The sequence below is a fragment of the Streptomyces sp. NPDC127595 genome (assembly GCF_042671685.1).
In the GTDB taxonomy this organism is placed as follows: domain Bacteria; phylum Actinomycetota; class Actinomycetes; order Streptomycetales; family Streptomycetaceae; genus Streptomyces.
In genome coordinates this window covers 92,470-108,690 of sequence record NZ_JBHXWK010000010.1, presented here as the reverse complement: position 1 = coordinate 108,690, position 16,221 = coordinate 92,470, and the positions used below count along the sequence as shown (strand labels likewise).

Genomic DNA, 16,221 nt, shown 5'->3' with positions numbered 1-16,221 from the left:
CGCGACCTTCGCGACCTTCGCGACCTTCGCGACCTTCGCGACCTTCGCGACCTTCGCGACCTTCGCGACCTTCGCGACCTTCGCGACCTTCGCGACCTTCGCGAGCGTCCCGGGGTCTTACAAGTCGATCAGCTCCTGTCGCGGTCCCGGCTCCCGCTCCGCCCGCCGTCGGGCCGGTGACAGTCGGTGCCGCACCTCCGGGACAAGCGGTCGCAGTACCAGCGCGAGCGCTGCTCCGGCCGCGGCTCCCGGTATCGCCCACCACCAGTCGGTACCGTCGCCCTGCGTCGCGGTGGCCGTCGCAACGGACTGCCCGGTGGACCCGGAGGCGGGGGCTGCGGCGTCCTCTTCCTGCCAGGGCGCCGGGTAGATCGCCCCGGAGCCCGCACCTGACGACTCGCCCAGCACGCCGAGCGACTTGAACAGCGCCCGCACCTCGTCCGGTTGCGCGGCCTTGTGCCAGTAGCCGTTCGTGGATTGCGGCACCTCGTTGGCCGTGTGTATCCAGACCTCTCCGCCCCCTGCTGTGTCCGGATACACGCGGTCGACCCGCCACGGCGACACGTCGTGGGCCAGCCACGTGACGTTGATCTGACGGCCGTCGCCCACGCCCAGCCCGGGCGGCTCCTCGCGTGAACCGCTGGCGGGGTCGCCGAGCAGGCGCTGCAACTCGCCGTATTCCTCGTCCGAGTAGTACAGCGCGGCCGTCTCCTCGCTCTCCGGCGAGACCACCAGCACACTCGTCGGGCCGCCTGCCGCCGCAAGCGGTGCGCTCAGCAACACCACGGCGACCGCCATAGCCAACGCCCCCAACGCCCGCAGCGCTCCCAACGTCCCCAGCGCCCCGACCAGTTCACGAATCCTGCGCATCCGAACCCCCAAGCAGCCAGTCGATCCCGGTGCGGCGCCCGCCCGCACTCTGCGTGTCACTTCTGGTACACCGCTCGACGCGTCGGGGTTCCCATTCCGCTCGGACCGGTTTTGGCCCGGCTCCGGGACCGGGTTTCTGACTGGGAGGCGGACTGGCCGGTGGGCTGGGGAGGACGCGGGGGAGGGGCGGCCGGTGGGCTGGGGAAGGCTCGGGGAGGGGCGGCCGGTGGGCTGGGGAAGGCTCGTCGGAGGGCGGCCCGTGGGCTGGGAAGCTAATCGGCCGGCCTATTGACGGACTTGGCGATCTCCACCGCTCGTGACTTCGACGCCACGCCCTCCAGCCGGAGGGTCATGTCACCTCCGTGCGTCCAGAGCAGAGTCGGTCCCGCGGTCCGCTGGGAGCGGGTGAACCGGTCGCCGTGCTCGTCCACCAGCCAGAGCTCCAGGAGATGGGGCTCGGGGAACCACAGCGCCTGGTTCGCGTAGTCCGTGCTCGCGCCCAGCGGCACCCACTCCGGTTGCTCCGGCACCATCTTGGTGAACGTCGGGTCGAGTTGTGCCGCGAACTCGTCCAGCCGGATCGTGCGCCCCTGCTCGCGCCAGCACAGGGTGACCAGGAACCGGCCCTTCGGCTCGCGCGTCACCATCACCACTCCCGGCGTCCCCAGAGCAGGGGGCACGAGTGGTGTGAAGCCCGCCTGCCGTCCGGCCTCGGCGAGTGTCAGCGAGGTGCCCTCGCAGCCGGGCACCTTCGCTCCGGGAGAGGGCGCCGGCGACGGGTCGTACCGCACCTCCACACCGCCGAAACCGAAGCCGAACCAGTCCACCACCGCTGCGCGCACCGGCGGCGTGAGCACGAGGACCGTGAGCAGGCCGCACAGGCCCGCCGTCAGCGCACGCCAGCGCGTCCGGGCCCAGCGGCGCACCCAGCGGAGCCGCACCCCCCGGAGCCGTTCGTCGCGCAGCCGTTCGTCGCGCCCGGGGGGCTCGGCGTCCGGGACGGGCATGTGGACCGGGACCGTCAGCCGCTCGGCGAGTATCTGCTCCAGCACCCTCTCGACCATCGATTCGCTACCGGCCTCCCCCGGCCGGTCCAGCGAGCGCCCGAGTGCCCGCAGCTCCTCGGGCAACCGCGAGACGCCTGCGCGCCCACGGTCACGGTCGGGGTCGGGGCCGCGCCTGCGCCCACTTCCATGCCCGCGCTCAGCCGCGTGACCACGCTCGCGCCGATCCCGGTCGCCGGAGGACGATTCCGCGCCTCCGGGCTCGTACGGCTCACTCATGTTCATCACCTCCCTCCTCGGACTCCGGGTGTTTACCGGGCTCGAAATCCGGCAGCAGTCGCTCCAGCTTCCGCAGGGCGCGGTTGAGCCGTGACTTCACCGTGCCGCGGGGCCAGCCCAGGGCCTGGGCCGTCTCCGATTCGTCCATCTCCAGGAGGTAGCGGTAGGTCACGACGAGCCGGTGGTCCTCGCTCAACCGGTCCAGGGCGGCCGACAGTGCCGCGCGGCGCTCTATCTCCAGCGCCGCGACCGCCGGGTCCGCCGATTCCGGTATCAGCGGCTCCGCCTCCACGAGCGCGGCCTCGCGGCCGGCCAGCGTCCGCTGGCGCACCGCCGTCCGCACTGTGTTCCTCGTCTCATTGGCGACGATCGACAGCAGCCACGGCTTGAACGCCGCGCCGTCCCGGAACCGCCCCAGCGAGCAGTACGCCTTGATGAAGGCCTGTTGCACCACGTCCTCCGCGTCCGCACCCGCCCCCAGCGCCTTGGCCGCTCTGATCGCGATGCCCGTATGGGCGCGCACCAGCTCCGCGTACGCCTCCGGCTCCCCGGCGCGTACCCGTGCGATCACCACGGCCTCGTCGACGACGATGCGGCCCCCCTCCCGCGTCCTCACACTCTTGCTACACCGCTCGAGCCGAATCGGTTCCCACCTGTTCCCGAGCAATGAGAGTCACCTGAGAGAATGGGCCCCATGGCCTCTGATCGTCCCCGCGTGCTCTCCGGAATCCAGCCCACCGCAGGCTCGTTCCACCTCGGCAACTACCTCGGCGCCGTCCGCCAGTGGGTGGCTCTGCAGGAGTCCCATGACGCGTTCTACATGGTCGTCGACCTGCACGCGATCACTCTTCCGCAGGACCCCGCGGACCTGCGCGCCAACACCAGGCTGGCCGCCGCGCAGCTCCTCGCCGCGGGGCTCGACGCGGACCGCTGCACGCTCTTCGTCCAGAGCCATGTTCCCGAGCACACCCAGCTCGCCTGGATCATGAACTGCCTCACCGGTTTCGGCGAGGCGAGCCGCATGACCCAGTTCAAGGACAAGTCCGCGAAGCAGGGCGCCGACCGTGCTTCCGTCGGGCTCTTCACGTACCCGATCCTCCAGGTCGCGGACATCCTGCTGTACCAGGCCAACGAGGTCCCGGTCGGTGAGGACCAGCGTCAGCACATCGAGCTCACCCGGGACCTCGCCGAGCGCTTCAACGGCCGCTTCGGGGAGACGTTCACGGTGCCGAAGCCGTACATCCTCAAGGAGACTGCGAAGATCTTCGATCTCCAGGACCCGTCGATCAAGATGAGCAAGTCGGCGTCCACTCCGAAGGGCCTCATCAACCTTCTCGACGACCCGAAGACGACGGCCAAGAAGGTTAAGAGCGCGGTCACCGACACGGACACCGTCGTCAGGTATGACACGGCGCAGAAGCCGGGTATCAGCAACCTGTTGACCATCTACTCGACCCTCACAGGAACCGGTATCGCCGAACTGGAGGAGAAGTACGACGGCAAGGGCTACGGTGCGCTGAAGACTGACCTCGCCGAGGTCATGGTCGACTTCGTGACGCCCTTCCGGGAGCGGACCCAGCAGTATCTGGACGACCCGGAGACGCTCGACTCGATCCTGGCCAAGGGCGCCGAGAAGGCGCGTGCCGTCGCCGCGGAGACGCTCTCCCAGGCGTACGACAGGGTCGGCTTCCTGCCTGCCAAGCACTGACAGCCGGTACGGGGGCCAGGTACCCCGGCTGGGCGGTCACCGTCGGCCGGTCCGTCAGGGGCGTCTGGGCGGCGGGGCGACAGGGCGACAGGGCGACAGCAAGTCCGTAAGCCAGTACGAGACGAGTACAACACCCGCGCGACAGCCGGGATCGGGCCGCACCGCCGTACAGTCGATAGCCGTACCAGCCAAGCGGTCACGCCTGCCCGCGAGGCACCGAGAAGAACCGATACGACGACAGGAGACGACGTGGGGACCGTAACGATCGGTGTGTCGATCGCGGTCCCGGAGCCTCACGGCAGCCTGCTCCAGGAGCAGCGCGCGGGCTTCGGCGACCTCGCGGCTTCCGGCATCCCCACGCACGTCACCCTGCTGCCGCCGACCGAGGTCGACGACTCGGCGCTGCCCGCGATCGAGGCGCACCTCGTCGAGGTCGCCGCCGCCGGGCGCCCCTTCCCGATGCGGCTCTCCGGGACGGGCACCTTCCGCCCGCTGTCGCCCGTCGTGTTCGTGCGCGTCGTCGACGGCGCCGAGTCCTGCACCTGGCTGCAGAAGCAGGTCAGGGACGCCTCCGGGCCCGTGGCGCGCGAACTGCAGTTCCCCTACCACCCGCACGTCACCGTGGCACACGGAATCGACGACGAGGCGATGGACCGCGCGTACGAGGAGCTCGCCGGGTACTCGGCCGCGTGGCCGTGCACCGGATTCGCGCTCTACGAGCAGGGCGCGGACGGGGTCTGGCGCCAGCTGCGGGAGTTCGTCTTCGGCGGCGCGGTGGTGCCTCCGCAGGCCTGTGCGCCCGCGGAGCGCGACACCACACTGCCCGCTCACTGACGGAGTCCGTCGCGGGGTCGGCCGCCACTGCCTTGTCCTGCCTGCGTGTCGTGTCCCGTACCGCCGACACGGGATCCTGCTCGGGCCCTTTTGGGGTACCCGCACATTGGTTTTCCGAGGTGAGGGCAGAGTCAGATCATGGACTGGCTGAAGAAGCTTCCCGGCGTGGGGCCATTGGTCGTTCGCTTGATGGCCACGCACGCGTGGCGGTCGTACGAGCGGCTCGACCGGGTGAAATGGTCGCGGCTCGCCGCGGCGATGACCTTCATCAGCTTCGTCGCGCTCTTCCCGCTGCTCACCGTCGCCGCCGCGATCGCCGCCGCCACATTGAGCAGCGAGCAGCAACAAGAACTCCAGGACAACATCGCCGAGCAGGTGCCCGGCATCTCCGACCAGCTCGACATCAGCTCGCTGGTCCAGAACGCCGGCACGGTCGGTGTCATCGCCGGCGCCCTTCTGCTGTTCACCGGCATCGGCTGGGTCGGTCAGATGCGGGACTGCCTGCGGGCGGTGTGGGAGCTGCCGGATTCGGAGGAGAACCCCTTCAAGGCCAAGCTCAAGGACGCGGGCGTACTCATCGGGCTCGGCGGCGCCATGCTCGTCACCGTCGCAGCCTCCACCGTCGCGTCCACGGCGGTCGGCTGGACGGCCCGCCATATCGGGATCGACGAGGACGGCTGGGGAGGCGTCCTGCTCCACGTCGCCGCGTTCGCCGTCGCCGTACTCGCCGACTTTCTGCTCCTGCTGTATCTCCTGACACTGCTGCCCGGCGTCCAGCCGCCGCGCCGTCGGCTCATCGTCGGCGCGCTGATCGGCGCCGGCGGGTTCGAGCTGCTCAAGCTGCTGCTCAGCGGCTACATCAGCGAAGTGGCGTCGAAGAGCATGTACGGCGCGTTCGGGGTGCCGATCGCGTTGCTGCTGTGGATCAACTTCACCGCGAAGCTGCTGCTGTTCTGCGCCGCCTGGACGGCGACGCAGAGCGAGGAGGACGCGGACGAAGAGGCAGAGGACGAGGCGGAGGACGGGGCGGAGGGTGAGGTCAGCGGCGGCGGCGCATCAGGTCCGGCAGGGGCCAGCGGCGGTTGACCAGGAAGCCGCCTGCCGCGATCAGTACCAGGAGGCCGCCCGCGACGGCCAGGGCGATCCCCACGCCGCTCGAACCGTCGCTTGCCTGCGCTGACGCGGCCACCGGCTTCGAGGACGCGGGGCCGGCGGCCGGCGTGGTCGCGTTCGCGCCCGGCTGCGCGCTTGTGTCGACGCCCTGGGGCGGTACGAGTTCGCCCACCGGCTCGACCTTGCCCGTCGCCTGGAAACCCCAGTCGAGGAGGGCGGCCGCCTCCTTGTAGACCTCGTTGTGCTCGGACTTCTCCGGGTTCATGACCGTGACGAGCAGCACCTTGCCGTCGCGCTCGGCTACGCCGGTGAAGGTGGCTCCCGCGTTCGTGGTGTTGCCGTTCTTCACACCTGCGATGCCCTGGTACTGCGAGATGTCACTGTCACCCGTGAGCAGGCGGTTGGTGTTCTGGATCTCGAAGGACCCGCGCGTTGTCTTGCCCTTCTTGTCCTTCGTCGTCTCGCCCGGGAACTTCGCCGACACCGTCGAGGCGTACTCGCGGAAGTCCGCCTTCTGCAGCCCGGAGCGGGCGAACAGCGTCAGGTCGTACGCCGACGACACCTGGCCCTTCGCGTCGTAGCCGTCCGGACTGACCACCTCGGTGTCGAGGGCCTGGAGTTCCTCCGCGTGCGCCTGCATGTCCTCGACCGTCTTGTCGACGCCGCCGTTCATGGCGGACAGGACGTGTACGGCGTCGTTGCCGGAGCGAAGGAAGACGCCGAGCCACAGATCGTGGACCGTGTATGTCTCGTCCTCCTTTATCCCCACCATGCTCGAGCCCGCGCCGATGCCCGCCAGGTCGGAGGGCACGACCTTGTGCTCCGTGGTCTTCGGGAACAGCGGCAGCAGCGTGTCGGCGAACAGCATCTTCAGGGTGCTCGCCGGGGGCAGCCGCCAGTGCGCGTTGTGGGCGGCCAGGACCTCGCCGGACTCGGCGTCGGAGACGATCCAGGAGCGGGCGCTGATGTCCTTCGGCAGCACGGGGGCGCCGGTGCCGAGGTTCACCTGGGTACCGGCCCTGCCGAGCTGTTCGCCGCCGACTGTCGACATTTTCGCCGGGGGTGTGGCCGAGGGGGTTGGAGATGGGCTCGCGTCGGCGAGCGCGAACGCGGGCGCGGTGAGGGAGAGGGACAGCAGGGTGGCGGAAGCGACCAGCAAGGGCCGCAGGGCGGTCCTATTGCTGGCGGACGGGGTCGAGTTGATGGCGGGCACGGTCGAGAAATTACATGGCTCCGGGCGGGAAGTCCTACTCCCCTCCCCACCCCGCCACCGGAGCCCGGCCGGCGACGGCGATACTGAACCCATGAAGCTCACCCGCCCCGTCTCCTGGTTCCTGGTCGCCTTCGGGGTGTGGAGCTGGGTCATCTGGATCACTTTCATCAAGAATCTGTTCAAGGACGGCAGCGGGCTCGCGTTCGACGACGCGGGCGATCCGACGGCGTACTTCTGGGTGCACCTGACGCTCGCCGTCGTCTCCTTTGTCCTGGGGACGGTTGTGGGGGGCATCGGGTTGCGCGGGGTTCGCGCCTTGCGCCGGATGTCGTCGGACCCGGCGTCCTCACAGCAGACGTCATAGCGGGGGTACGCGACCGTGGTCGTTGTCTTTGTGCTCATTCTGGTGGCCGTGGTGGCCGCGCTCGGAGCACTGCACTGGTACGAGTGGCGTCGCCTGGTGCGCGACACGACCCGCGCGGCGGGGCTCGCCCGGCGCCTGGGCACCGTCTTGTTCGTCGCCGGGCCCGTGTCGATGGTCACGGCCCGCGTCGCCGAGCGCAGCGGGGCGCCCTTCTGGCTCCAGCAGACGCTGGCTTGGCCTGGGTTCCTGTGGCTGGCGCTGTTCATGTATCTCGCCCTGGCTCTGCTGGTGGGGGAGGTCGTACGGCCTTTGCTGCGGCGGTTCCTGGAGCGGCGTGGGGCCGGTGAGCCTGGTGTGGCCGCTGAGGTTTCCCCGCCCGCGGTTGTCGTGGGGTCGGGGCCGCACCGGAGCATCCGTCCTCGGTCAGGCGCGGAATCGGCTGCTCCGGAAGCTGACGGTGTTGACGCGCCAGCCGCTGCGGGCGGACGTTCCGGTACGTCCCCTTCGGCCGGTTCTGCGGGTGCGGGTGGTGGGGCTGGGCCGTCTCGGCGGCTTTTCGTCTCCCGCGTGGTCGGGGGAGCCGCGGCTGCTGCCGCCGTCGGAACTGTCGGGTACGGGACGTACGGCGTCCTGCGTGGGCCCTCCGTCAAGCGGGTGACCGTGCCGCTGGCCAAGCTGCCGCGCTCCGCGCACGGGTTCCGGATCGCGGTGGTGAGCGATATCCACCTGGGGCCCGTTCTGGGCCGGGGCTTCGCGCAGAAGGTCGTCGACACCATCAACGCGACCCAGCCCGACCTCATCGCCGTCGTCGGCGACCTGGTCGACGGCAGTGTGAAGGACCTCGGGCCGGCGGCGGCACCTCTCGCTCAGCTCAAGGCCCGGCACGGGGCGTTCTTCGTCACGGGCAATCACGAGTACTCCTCCGGTGCCGAGCAGTGGGTCGAGGAGGTACGGCGGCTCGGGCTGCACCCGTTGGAGAACGCGCGCGTGGAGCTGGCCGCCTTCGATCTCGCCGGGGTCAATGATGTGGCGGGCGAGAGTGAGGGACAGGGTCCCGACTTCGCCAAGGCGCTCGGCGACCGCGACACCTCGCGGGCCAGCGTCCTGCTGGCCCACCAGCCGGTCCAGATCCACGACGCTGTCGAACATGGCGTCGACCTCCAGCTCTCCGGCCATACCCACGGCGGGCAGTTGTGGCCCGGCAACTTCGTGGCGGACCTGGCCAATCCGACCCTGGCGGGGCTGGAGCGGTACGGAGACACGCAGTTGTACGTCAGCCGGGGTGCGGGCGCGTGGGGGCCGCCTACTCGGGTGGGGGCCCCGTCGGACATCACCGTGGTGGAGCTGGCCTCACGGCAGGCCTGATGGTTCAGGGCAGATTCCTCTGGTTGCTCCGGTAGGGCGCGCGGGACGTTCGCCGGTGGCGTGGTACCCCTTGTCCGCCCTGCGTGCCGTTCTCCGGAGTGCCGGTGGCCTGTTCACCGTGAGTGACGGGGTTCCTGGACCGAAATAAGCAAGGGGTGTGCCCCGGCTTTGAATGGTCTGGCGTCGGCGGACGTATTGGTCAGGGTGCGGCGCCGAGACCGGGCCGTCCTGACGGGTGGGTTTTAGGAGGAACGGTGACGGATCTCGCACAGCGGGAAGTGGCTCTGCGGATCTACCCGCCGACTCTGGGCGTCGTGGCCCAGGCGGCTGTTCTTGTTCTGCTGGGGGTGACAGTGAGCCTCGGCGTTGCCGGTTGGTTTGTGGGGCTGGGGTATTCCGTTGTTACGTGGGTCCTGCTCTCTCGCGCTCTGCAACAGCCCGATGTTCACCAATGGGGACCTGCTGACACGGTCACCTTCGGCAGGCTGATTCTGACCGGTGGTGTGGCGGCGCTCGTCGCCGACTCCGTTGGCGGAGGCGTGTATCGGCCGGCGTTGATCGGATTGGCCGCACTTTCCCTGATTCTCGATGCCGTAGACGGCCAGGTCGCCCGCCGCACAGGAACCGCTTCGAGGTTCGGTGCACGGTTCGACATGGAAGCGGACTCCGTCCTGGCGATTGTCCTGAGCGTCTTTATCGCGACGTCTCTCGGGTGGTGGGCCGCTGCGATCGGGCTTTTCCGCTACACCTTCGTGTTGGCATCATGGGCGATGCCGTGGCTGTGTGCCCCGCTGCTGCCTCGAGTGTCACGAAAGGTTGTGGCCGCTTCGCAAGGTGTTGTGCTGGTTGTGGTGAGTGCGGGTCTGCTGCCCGTGCAAATGGCGCAGGTTTGCGTTGCGCTCTCCATCGGCTCGCTGGTCTGGTCGTTCGGCATCGATGTGGCTTATTTGTGGAGGCAGTCGGCTGCTCGGAAGCGGCTGACGCGATTCAGTACCGCTGAGCTTGAGTTCGTGCTGCGGTAGTTGAGCGGCTTGGGAGAGCTTGATCGTTTCCCTCGCGGAGAGATCGCGAGGAGGCGTGGTCCGAACGGACAAGTCGTGGGAAAGCAGCGGTGTCCTGGCTGGTGGTGACGGGGCCTCAGCCGGCTACGACAGGCAGTAGATGTCGCCCGAGTTGGCCTCATGCGGAAGCGCCAGGATGTGAGCGGCCATCGTCTTTGACGAGACCCACTCATCGAACTCCAGGCTCATGCTCTCGCCCATGGACACGTTGAAGAGCCCGAACCCCAGTTCCGTCACGCGGTCGAGGCAGCGCTGCGCGACTGCCCGTTCGATCGTCGTGAACTCGAACGACAGCGCAGGCAATGGATGACTGAGTCCGGCCAGTACTGAGGCTTCGAAGCCCTCGACGTCTATCTTGGCGAATGCGGGCGTACCGTACGTTTTGATGAGGCTGTCGAATGTGACGACCGGCACGTCCATCTCTGCGTCCCATACCTGGTCTTGCCAGCCGCCTGCTCCGTCAGCCGCCTTGATGAATTCCGCCGATGCCGTGGATACGGTGGGATTCAGTGAGTTGACATAGAACTTCGCTGCGCCCTCGTGTGCGCCGCACACGGCTTCGATGGATATGACGTCTTCGTCGCCCGCGTAGATTTCTCGAATGGCGCGGATGCAGAGGGGTTGCGGTTCGACTGCAGTTACGCGTGCCCCCAGTCGGCGAAAACTGCCAATGCGATCGCCGACGTGGGAGCCAATGTCGAAAACCAGGTCTCCGGGCCGTACGAACTGTGCGTAGAAAGCGTCCATCGCCGCGTCCTGGCCGGCATTCCCGTAGTAGAAATTGAGCGACCGGTGGATCGGAGAAGTCGTCGGATCGGCCTTGAGGGATTCGAGCGCTGCGGTGTTGAAGTCCATGTGGGATTGTACCCCGGGGTGGGCCGTGAGGAATAAGGTCGGTGTGGGCTTCATGTAATGCCGAATGGGGGGGGAGGGGGGAGGGGGAAGGGGGGAGGGGGGTGGGGAGTGGGGGTGCCGGACGTAGTTCGGAATTGTTGTCGGGCGGCGTCGTTTAATTACTCGTTGGGGTGGGGGTGGGGAGCTCTGCTCGCCGGCACTGAGAGCTGGGGGAGGGCGGTCCGCTCCGCTGATTCCCCTGCGGCAGCGCAAGGAGTATGTACTCAGCAGGGAGGACGTCGGCCGCGGCCGGTATTCGGTGGGCGGACCGGGGCCCTCCGCCTCTGGCGGCTGAGCTGGATATGACAGCCGACGCGATCACTGGAGTATGACAAGTGTCGTGATCCCATGGGTCGGCACTCACCCCAGTGACATCGCGCCCCTGCCCAACGCAGCACCATGTGTCGGAGGCGTGTGCGGGGTGAGGAGCAGATGTGCTGAGACGCAACTCATTTCGGCTGCCCCGGCATCCGGCGTCCGTCGGTCTCGCCCGGCGCCGTGTACGCGACCATCTGGCCGACTGGGGACACGGCACCGACGACCCCGCCCTCGCGGACGCCGTCCTGCTCGTCTCGGAGCTGGTGACCAACGCCGTACGCCACGGCCCCCTCCTTGAGCGGGAGTTCGAGGTCGCGGTGACCGCCCTCGCCGACGGCTCCTGCTTCATCGAGGTCTCCGACGAGGGCTTCGCCGAGCCCCGGCTGCGGACGGTCGCGGAGTGGGAGGAGACCGGACGCGGCCTTCACCTCGTGGAGAGCCTGGCCGAGGCGTGGGGCGTATGGAACCGGGGGCGCTACGGGAAGACGGTGTGGGTGCTGGTGCCGGCCTCCCGCTGACGGCCTGTCATCAAGGCGTCGGCGTGGAGCCGTACGCCGTCAGGAAACGGTCGCGGAAGTCGCTCATCTTCCAGACCGGCGTGGTCTTGTTGGGCTGGAGCCCGTCCGTCCAGCCCCAGTCGGCGATCTTTTCGAGGACCTTGGGATCCTTGGCGACGATCGAGACCGGCACGTCATGGCTGGGGTGGGGGCCGGTGACCCGGGTCCTGGGCTGATGGTCGCCGAGGAAGATGAGCACGGTGTTGTCGTTGCCGTACTGCACCAGGTAGTCGATGAGGCTGGTCACCGAGTACTGGATGGACTTGCCGTACTCCTCCTTCGACCTGGTGGAGTTGGTGAGCAGCTCCGCCGGGTCCGTGCCCTCCTTCTCGATGGCGTCGAAGATCGAGCCGTCGCCGAGCTGGTCCTGCGGGACCATCTTGGGGATGGGGCCCCAGGGCTGGTGGCTGGAGGTCAGGATGATCTCCGACATCAGGGGCTTGTCCTGCTTCTTGCCGTGCTCCAGGCGTTCGAACGCGGCCAGCGCGAACTGGTCGGGCATGGGCGACCAGCTGAACTTGGGCCCCTCGTAACCGAGGTGGTGCGAGTCGTAGACGTTGTCGAGGCCGAAGAACTCCGCTTCCGGCCAGGTCTTCTGGACGCCCGGCATGATGCCGACCGTGCGCCAGGCGCCCGTCTTCTGGAACGCGCTGGTGAGGGTCATGTGGTCGCCCGTGGTGACGGTCCGGTAGCGCTGCTGGTTGTTGATCCACAGGCCCGACAGGAAGGTGGAGTGGCCCAGCCAGCTGCTTCCGCCGAACGTCGCCGAGGTGAGCCAGCCGCTCTCCGCCGCGAACCCGGCCTCCTGCAGCTTCTCGTTCTCGGCCGTGAGGGTCGCGTTCACCCCCGGCGCGATGAGCGGGTCCTCGATCGCGCTGCGGCCGTAGCTCTCGATGAAGGTGATCATCATGTCCTTGCCGCGCAGGTCCGTCAGCAACTGGTCCGGCGGGGTGTCGGCGAAGACGTCCTTCTTGGCCACCTTGGCGAACTCCGCCTCGTCCCGCAGGGTGTCCTGCACCGACTCCGCGCGGAGACGGACGAGAGCGGCCGCACGGTCGGCGGCGAGCGGCAGGTCGGGCGTGAACTGCAGGCCGAGCGCCGCGCAGGTGATCCAGACGGTGCCGAAGGCCAGGGTCGTGCGCGTCGCGGCGGCGGTGTGCCGGCCCATGACGTTGCCCAGCCGGACGACCGCGAGTGTCATGACGACGAGCACGACGACGACGAGGGCCAGAGCCGCGACGACGGTGGCGAGCGTGCCGGCCTTGCCGATCGTGTCCTGGAGGTACGTGTGCGCGTCGGCGAACAACGTCCAGTCGAGGACCATGTTGAAGTCCCGCCCCAGGTACTCCCGGAAGCCCATGTCGAGGAGGTTCAGGACCATTTGCACGCCGAGGGCGAGCCCCGCGAGCACCGCCACGATCACCCGCGGCTTGCGCGGAAGGGCGATCAGGACCGCAGCCCCGAAGATCGCCTCGACCGGGATGCGCACAAAGGCGAGCGGGACCAGGCCGATGGAGTTGTTCGACATGAGCAGCGTGAACAGTACGAGCACGGTGGCGAGGACGGTGGTGGTCAACGACACCACCGACGCGGCGCCGGGGTGCCTGTCACGCCAGCCACGCCAGACGCGCCGGCCCCACCAACCGCGCCGGTCTCGCCGATCGTGACCCGAGGCCGCTTCGGGGGCAGCTTCGGCTGTGGGTTCTGCCTCGGGGGCGGGGGCGGGGGCGGCTTCGGCTGTGGGTTCTGCTGCGGGTTCGGCGGTGGTGGCTTCCGCAGGCGGTTCGGGGGCCGCTTCCGCTGTGGGTTCCGGTGTCGGTTCGGTGGCCGCTTCCGCTACGGGTTCCGGCGTGGCCTCGGAAGTCGCCTCCGGCGTGCCCTCCGGCGTGCCCTCCGGCGTCGACTCGGGCACGGGCACGGGTGCGGGGTCGGCGTCTGGCGCGGGGTCGGGCGCGGAAGTGGCCTCCGGCGTCAGGCCCTCCTCCTGCTCCTGAGGTGCCTGCGTCTCATCCGTCGTCTCGCTCGTTTTCGGCAGCTGGCGAGAGCTCGTGTTGAACGACAACCCGGCGGTCCTTCCGTGCGGTGCGGTGCGGTGCGCTGTGCTGGTGCGGCGGATGGCAGATGGCGGATCAGCGTGAACAGGTCAGGCCGGTACCACCTGCATTTGTGTACGGCACGGTGGTGGCCCCCGTTCAATCATCCAGGTCCGCTTCCGGTCAAGCGGGTCACCGTATCTGGTCAAGCAGACTCACGAGCACCAAGCAGACTCACGCGGGGCATCACACCCACGCAGGACGAGCAAAGGCCCGGTACAGCCTCAAGCCCGTCCCCGCGCCGGCAGCACCACCGTCACCGCCAGCCCCTCGCCCGGCGAGGTCCGCACCGCGACCTCGCCCCCGTGCGCCGTCACCACCCCCTGCACGATCGCCATGCCGAGCCCGCTGCCCGCCCCGCCGCCCGCCCGGAAGAACCGGTCGAAGATACGCGCCGCGTCGTCCTCCGCGAGCCCGGGACCCTCGTCCGCTACACACAGTCGTACGACACCGTCCGCGCGCTCCAGACCGAGCCGCACCGGCACCTCCGCGGGCGTATGCGTGCGTACGTTGCCCACGAGATTGCCCAGTACCTGTCGTAGCCCTGATTCGTCGGCGTGCACGAGGAGGGTTCCCTCGGCGCCGACGGTCACCGGGCGGCTCGGCTGCTGGGCCCGTAGGTCCTCGGCGGCGTCCCGTACAAGACGGCTCAGGTCGACGTTCTTGAAGCGGAGTTCGGGGCGTTGGTCGAGGCGGGCGAGGGTGAGCAGTTCGTCCACGAGGCGGCCCATGCGGTCGGCCTCCGCGTGCATCCGGTCCCAGGCCCGTCTGCGCTCGACCGGATCGGGCAGCATCCCCTTCTCTATGAGCTGGAGGTAGCCGCGGATCGCCGACAGCGGTGTGCGCAGCTCGTGAGAGGCGTCCGCGACGAACCGGCGGAGCTGGGCCGCGCTCTGTTCACGCGTCCGGTGTGCCGACTCGACCTGGTGGAGCATGGAGTTGAGGGCGATCCGCAGCTGCTCGACCTCCTGGGTCGGATGGCGGTTGGAGGGCACCCGCCGGGTGAGGTCCCCCTCGGCGATCGCCGACGAGGTCTCCACCATGTCCTCCAGCGGCCGCATCCGGCGCCGCACACTGAACATGGTCATGCACCCGAGCAGTGCCAACAGCAGTGCCCCCATGGCCACATCGAGTTTGAGGGCCTTCGCGATGCCGTTGTGCAGGCCGTCGGTGGAGGTGGCGAGCAGGACGTAGGTGCCGTCGGCGAGCCGCGCCCCGGTGGCACGGTAGTCGGCGCCGTTCACGGTGACGTCGTGCGGTTCGGGGTCGTCGGTGAGTACGCGCGGGTCGTCCACGGCGGCGGCCAGAGCGAGTTGGGAACCGGTCAGTTTGAGGCCGCCGATATTGACGGCGGTGCCGTCCCCGTCGACCGCCGTGTAGATCGAGTCCGGCGTCGGCGACCTGTCCGATTCCGGTACGAGCCGGTCGCGTATGAAGGCCAGTGCGCTCAGTGAGTCGATCTGCCGCATGGTGAGCTGTGAATTGCTCAGTGAGTCGCGCGTCTTGGCCAGATCCGTGTCCATCTGGTCGAGCAGATAGTGCCGCATGCCCATCAGGCTCACCGCGGTCGCCACGATGATGCCGAGGGCCAGCAGCGCCACGTTCGCGAGGGTCAGCCCGCCGCGCAGCGAGTGGATCCCATGGTGATGGCAGCGGGATCCACCGGTCTTCACGGACGGGATCACCGCGCGCCAGACGCTCATGCGAGCCCGTATCCGACGCCTCGGCGGGTCTGGATCATCTGCGGACCCAGTGGTTCGAGCTTGCGCCGCAGATAGCTGATGTACGTCTCCACGACGGTCGACTCGGCCGAGTGCTCGTACTGCCATACGTGGCGCAGGAGTTGCTCCTTGGGGACGATCCGCCCGCCGTTGCGGACGAGGAAGCGCAGCAGGGCGTACTCGGTGGGGGTGAGCTCCACCGTGTGGTCACCGCGGTGCACGCGGTAGGTCGTCTCGTCCAGCTCCAGGTCGCCGTACCGCAGGGGCGGGCGCTCTGGCAGGACGTCCGCCGGGCGTGTGCGGCGCAGTACGGCGGTGATCCGGGCGACGACCTCGTCGATGTTGAACGGCTTGGTGATGTAGTCGTCGCCGAAGCCGAGGGCGCCCACGATCTCGGCGGGCGCGTCCCGTGCGGTGAGGAACACGATCGCCAGGTCCGGCTGGCGTACGCGGAGTTCGCGGCCCAGCGCCCGGCCGTCGCCGTCCGGCAGCATCACGTCGAGCAGCGCCGCGTCGGGTCGGGTGCGCTCGGCGAGCGTGAGTGCCTGGCGGACGGTGCCCGCCACCATCACCTCGAAGCGGTGGTAGCGCAGGGCGATGGTGAGGACGTCCGCGATGCTCGGCTCGTCCTCTACGACGAGGACGGTGGCTCCCTCGTGAGCGTTCATGCCCCCAGTATCCGCGGAGCCACTGACAGCGGGCCCGTTCCGCCCCTTGGAGTTCCTTGAGAGTCATTGGAGTTCCTTGTGAGTCATGGGCGGGCGCTGCCGTGCGCCGGGAGGTCTCGACATCCTGAGGGCTCAGGACCCGGGGGACCCGACGAAGGA

At 68.8% G+C, this 16,221-nt stretch carries 15 protein-coding genes; 7 read left to right on the top strand and 8 right to left on the bottom strand.

Features of this window, described 5'->3' with window-relative positions:
• Positions 1 to 117: 117 nt before the first annotated feature.
• The 3 genes from ACFVKT_RS28985 to ACFVKT_RS28975 form a co-directional block, all read right to left on the bottom strand.
• Positions 118 to 870: a hypothetical protein gene (locus tag ACFVKT_RS28985; RefSeq protein WP_385736875.1), complete on the bottom strand. Its 753-nt coding sequence runs from the start codon at positions 868 to 870 to the stop codon at positions 118 to 120.
• A 272-nt stretch (positions 871 to 1,142) separates the two neighbouring features.
• A complete protein-coding gene (locus ACFVKT_RS28980) occupies positions 1,143 to 2,153 on the bottom strand; it encodes a hypothetical protein (RefSeq protein ID WP_385736872.1) in 1,011 nt (336 codons plus the stop codon).
• Positions 2,146 to 2,769, bottom strand: a complete 624-nt coding sequence (locus ACFVKT_RS28975; protein ID WP_385736869.1) for an RNA polymerase sigma factor — start codon at positions 2,767 to 2,769, stop codon at positions 2,146 to 2,148. Before ACFVKT_RS28975 ends, ACFVKT_RS28980 begins: the two co-directional genes overlap by 8 nt.
• 78 nt (positions 2,770 to 2,847) lie before the next feature.
• Between ACFVKT_RS28975 and trpS the strand changes: the two genes are divergently transcribed.
• From trpS to ACFVKT_RS28960, 3 genes are all read left to right on the top strand, one after another.
• Positions 2,848 to 3,861 (top strand): tryptophan--tRNA ligase, encoded by a 1,014-nt coding sequence (gene trpS / locus ACFVKT_RS28970; RefSeq protein ID WP_385736866.1) that lies wholly within the window; start codon positions 2,848 to 2,850, stop codon positions 3,859 to 3,861.
• A gap of 249 nt (positions 3,862 to 4,110) precedes the next feature.
• A complete protein-coding gene (locus tag ACFVKT_RS28965) occupies positions 4,111 to 4,695 on the top strand; it encodes a 2'-5' RNA ligase family protein (RefSeq protein ID WP_385736863.1) in 585 nt (194 codons plus the stop codon).
• 138 nt (positions 4,696 to 4,833) lie between these two features.
• On the top strand, positions 4,834 to 5,781 hold the full coding sequence (locus ACFVKT_RS28960; RefSeq protein WP_385736860.1) for a YihY/virulence factor BrkB family protein: 948 nt from the start codon (positions 4,834 to 4,836) through the stop codon (positions 5,779 to 5,781).
• Here the strand turns inward: ACFVKT_RS28960 and ACFVKT_RS28955 are convergent.
• Positions 5,735 to 7,174, bottom strand: coding sequence for a D-alanyl-D-alanine carboxypeptidase (locus ACFVKT_RS28955; RefSeq protein WP_385736857.1), 1,440 nt, complete (start codon positions 7,172 to 7,174; stop codon positions 5,735 to 5,737). The genes ACFVKT_RS28960 and ACFVKT_RS28955 overlap by 47 nt on opposite strands.
• Here ACFVKT_RS28955 and ACFVKT_RS28950 point away from each other — a divergent pair.
• The 3 genes from ACFVKT_RS28950 (at position 7,113) to ACFVKT_RS28940 (ending at position 9,772) form a co-directional block, all read left to right on the top strand.
• Positions 7,113 to 7,385, top strand: a complete 273-nt coding sequence (locus ACFVKT_RS28950; protein ID WP_385736854.1) for an SCO4848 family membrane protein — start codon at positions 7,113 to 7,115, stop codon at positions 7,383 to 7,385. The genes ACFVKT_RS28955 and ACFVKT_RS28950 overlap by 62 nt on opposite strands.
• Positions 7,386 to 7,400: 15 nt before the next feature.
• Positions 7,401 to 8,750, top strand: a complete 1,350-nt coding sequence (locus tag ACFVKT_RS28945) for a metallophosphoesterase (RefSeq protein ID WP_385736851.1) — start codon at positions 7,401 to 7,403, stop codon at positions 8,748 to 8,750.
• A 254-nt stretch (positions 8,751 to 9,004) separates the two neighbouring features.
• A complete protein-coding gene (locus tag ACFVKT_RS28940; protein WP_385736848.1) occupies positions 9,005 to 9,772 on the top strand; it encodes a CDP-alcohol phosphatidyltransferase family protein in 768 nt (255 codons plus the stop codon).
• Positions 9,773 to 9,895: 123 nt separating this feature from the next.
• On the opposite strand, the gene ACFVKT_RS28935 is transcribed toward ACFVKT_RS28940, so the two are convergent.
• A complete protein-coding gene (locus ACFVKT_RS28935) occupies positions 9,896 to 10,666 on the bottom strand; it encodes an FkbM family methyltransferase (RefSeq protein WP_385736845.1) in 771 nt (256 codons plus the stop codon).
• A gap of 473 nt (positions 10,667 to 11,139) precedes the next feature.
• Here ACFVKT_RS28935 and ACFVKT_RS28930 point away from each other — a divergent pair, with 473 nt between their 5' ends.
• Positions 11,140 to 11,541, top strand: coding sequence for an ATP-binding protein (locus ACFVKT_RS28930; RefSeq protein ID WP_385736843.1), 402 nt, complete (start codon positions 11,140 to 11,142; stop codon positions 11,539 to 11,541).
• 10 nt (positions 11,542 to 11,551) lie between these two features.
• Here the strand turns inward: ACFVKT_RS28930 and ACFVKT_RS28925 are convergent, their stop codons facing one another.
• From ACFVKT_RS28925 to ACFVKT_RS28915, 3 genes are all read right to left on the bottom strand, one after another.
• Complete coding sequence (locus ACFVKT_RS28925; RefSeq protein ID WP_385737329.1) at positions 11,552 to 13,162, bottom strand: sulfatase; 1,611 nt, start codon at positions 13,160 to 13,162, stop codon at positions 11,552 to 11,554.
• A gap of 735 nt (positions 13,163 to 13,897) precedes the next feature.
• Positions 13,898 to 15,376, bottom strand: coding sequence for an ATP-binding protein (locus ACFVKT_RS28920; protein ID WP_385736840.1), 1,479 nt, complete (start codon positions 15,374 to 15,376; stop codon positions 13,898 to 13,900).
• Complete coding sequence (locus ACFVKT_RS28915; protein WP_385736837.1) at positions 15,373 to 16,062, bottom strand: response regulator transcription factor; 690 nt, start codon at positions 16,060 to 16,062, stop codon at positions 15,373 to 15,375. Before ACFVKT_RS28915 ends, ACFVKT_RS28920 begins: the two co-directional genes overlap by 4 nt.
• Between the last annotated feature and the right edge of the window lie 159 nt (positions 16,063 to 16,221).

What these genes read in the sequence shown, in the direction of transcription:
- ACFVKT_RS28985 (WP_385736875.1), bottom strand. Translation starts at nt 870, where the DNA reads ATGCGCAGGATTCGTGAACTGGTCGGGGCGCTGGGGACGTTGGGAGCG.
- ACFVKT_RS28980 (WP_385736872.1), bottom strand. Translation starts at nt 2,153, where the DNA reads ATGAGTGAGCCGTACGAGCCCGGAGGCGCGGAATCGTCCTCCGGCGAC.
- trpS (WP_385736866.1), top strand. Translation starts at nt 2,848, where the DNA reads ATGGCCTCTGATCGTCCCCGCGTGCTCTCCGGAATCCAGCCCACCGCA.
- ACFVKT_RS28960 (WP_385736860.1), top strand. Translation starts at nt 4,834, where the DNA reads ATGGACTGGCTGAAGAAGCTTCCCGGCGTGGGGCCATTGGTCGTTCGC.
- ACFVKT_RS28950 (WP_385736854.1), top strand. Translation starts at nt 7,113, where the DNA reads ATGAAGCTCACCCGCCCCGTCTCCTGGTTCCTGGTCGCCTTCGGGGTG.
- ACFVKT_RS28955 (WP_385736857.1), bottom strand. Translation starts at nt 7,174, where the DNA reads ATGACCCAGCTCCACACCCCGAAGGCGACCAGGAACCAGGAGACGGGG.
- ACFVKT_RS28935 (WP_385736845.1), bottom strand. Translation starts at nt 10,666, where the DNA reads ATGGACTTCAACACCGCAGCGCTCGAATCCCTCAAGGCCGATCCGACG.
- ACFVKT_RS28920 (WP_385736840.1), bottom strand. Translation starts at nt 15,376, where the DNA reads ATGAGCGTCTGGCGCGCGGTGATCCCGTCCGTGAAGACCGGTGGATCC.
- ACFVKT_RS28915 (WP_385736837.1), bottom strand. Translation starts at nt 16,062, where the DNA reads ATGAACGCTCACGAGGGAGCCACCGTCCTCGTCGTAGAGGACGAGCCG.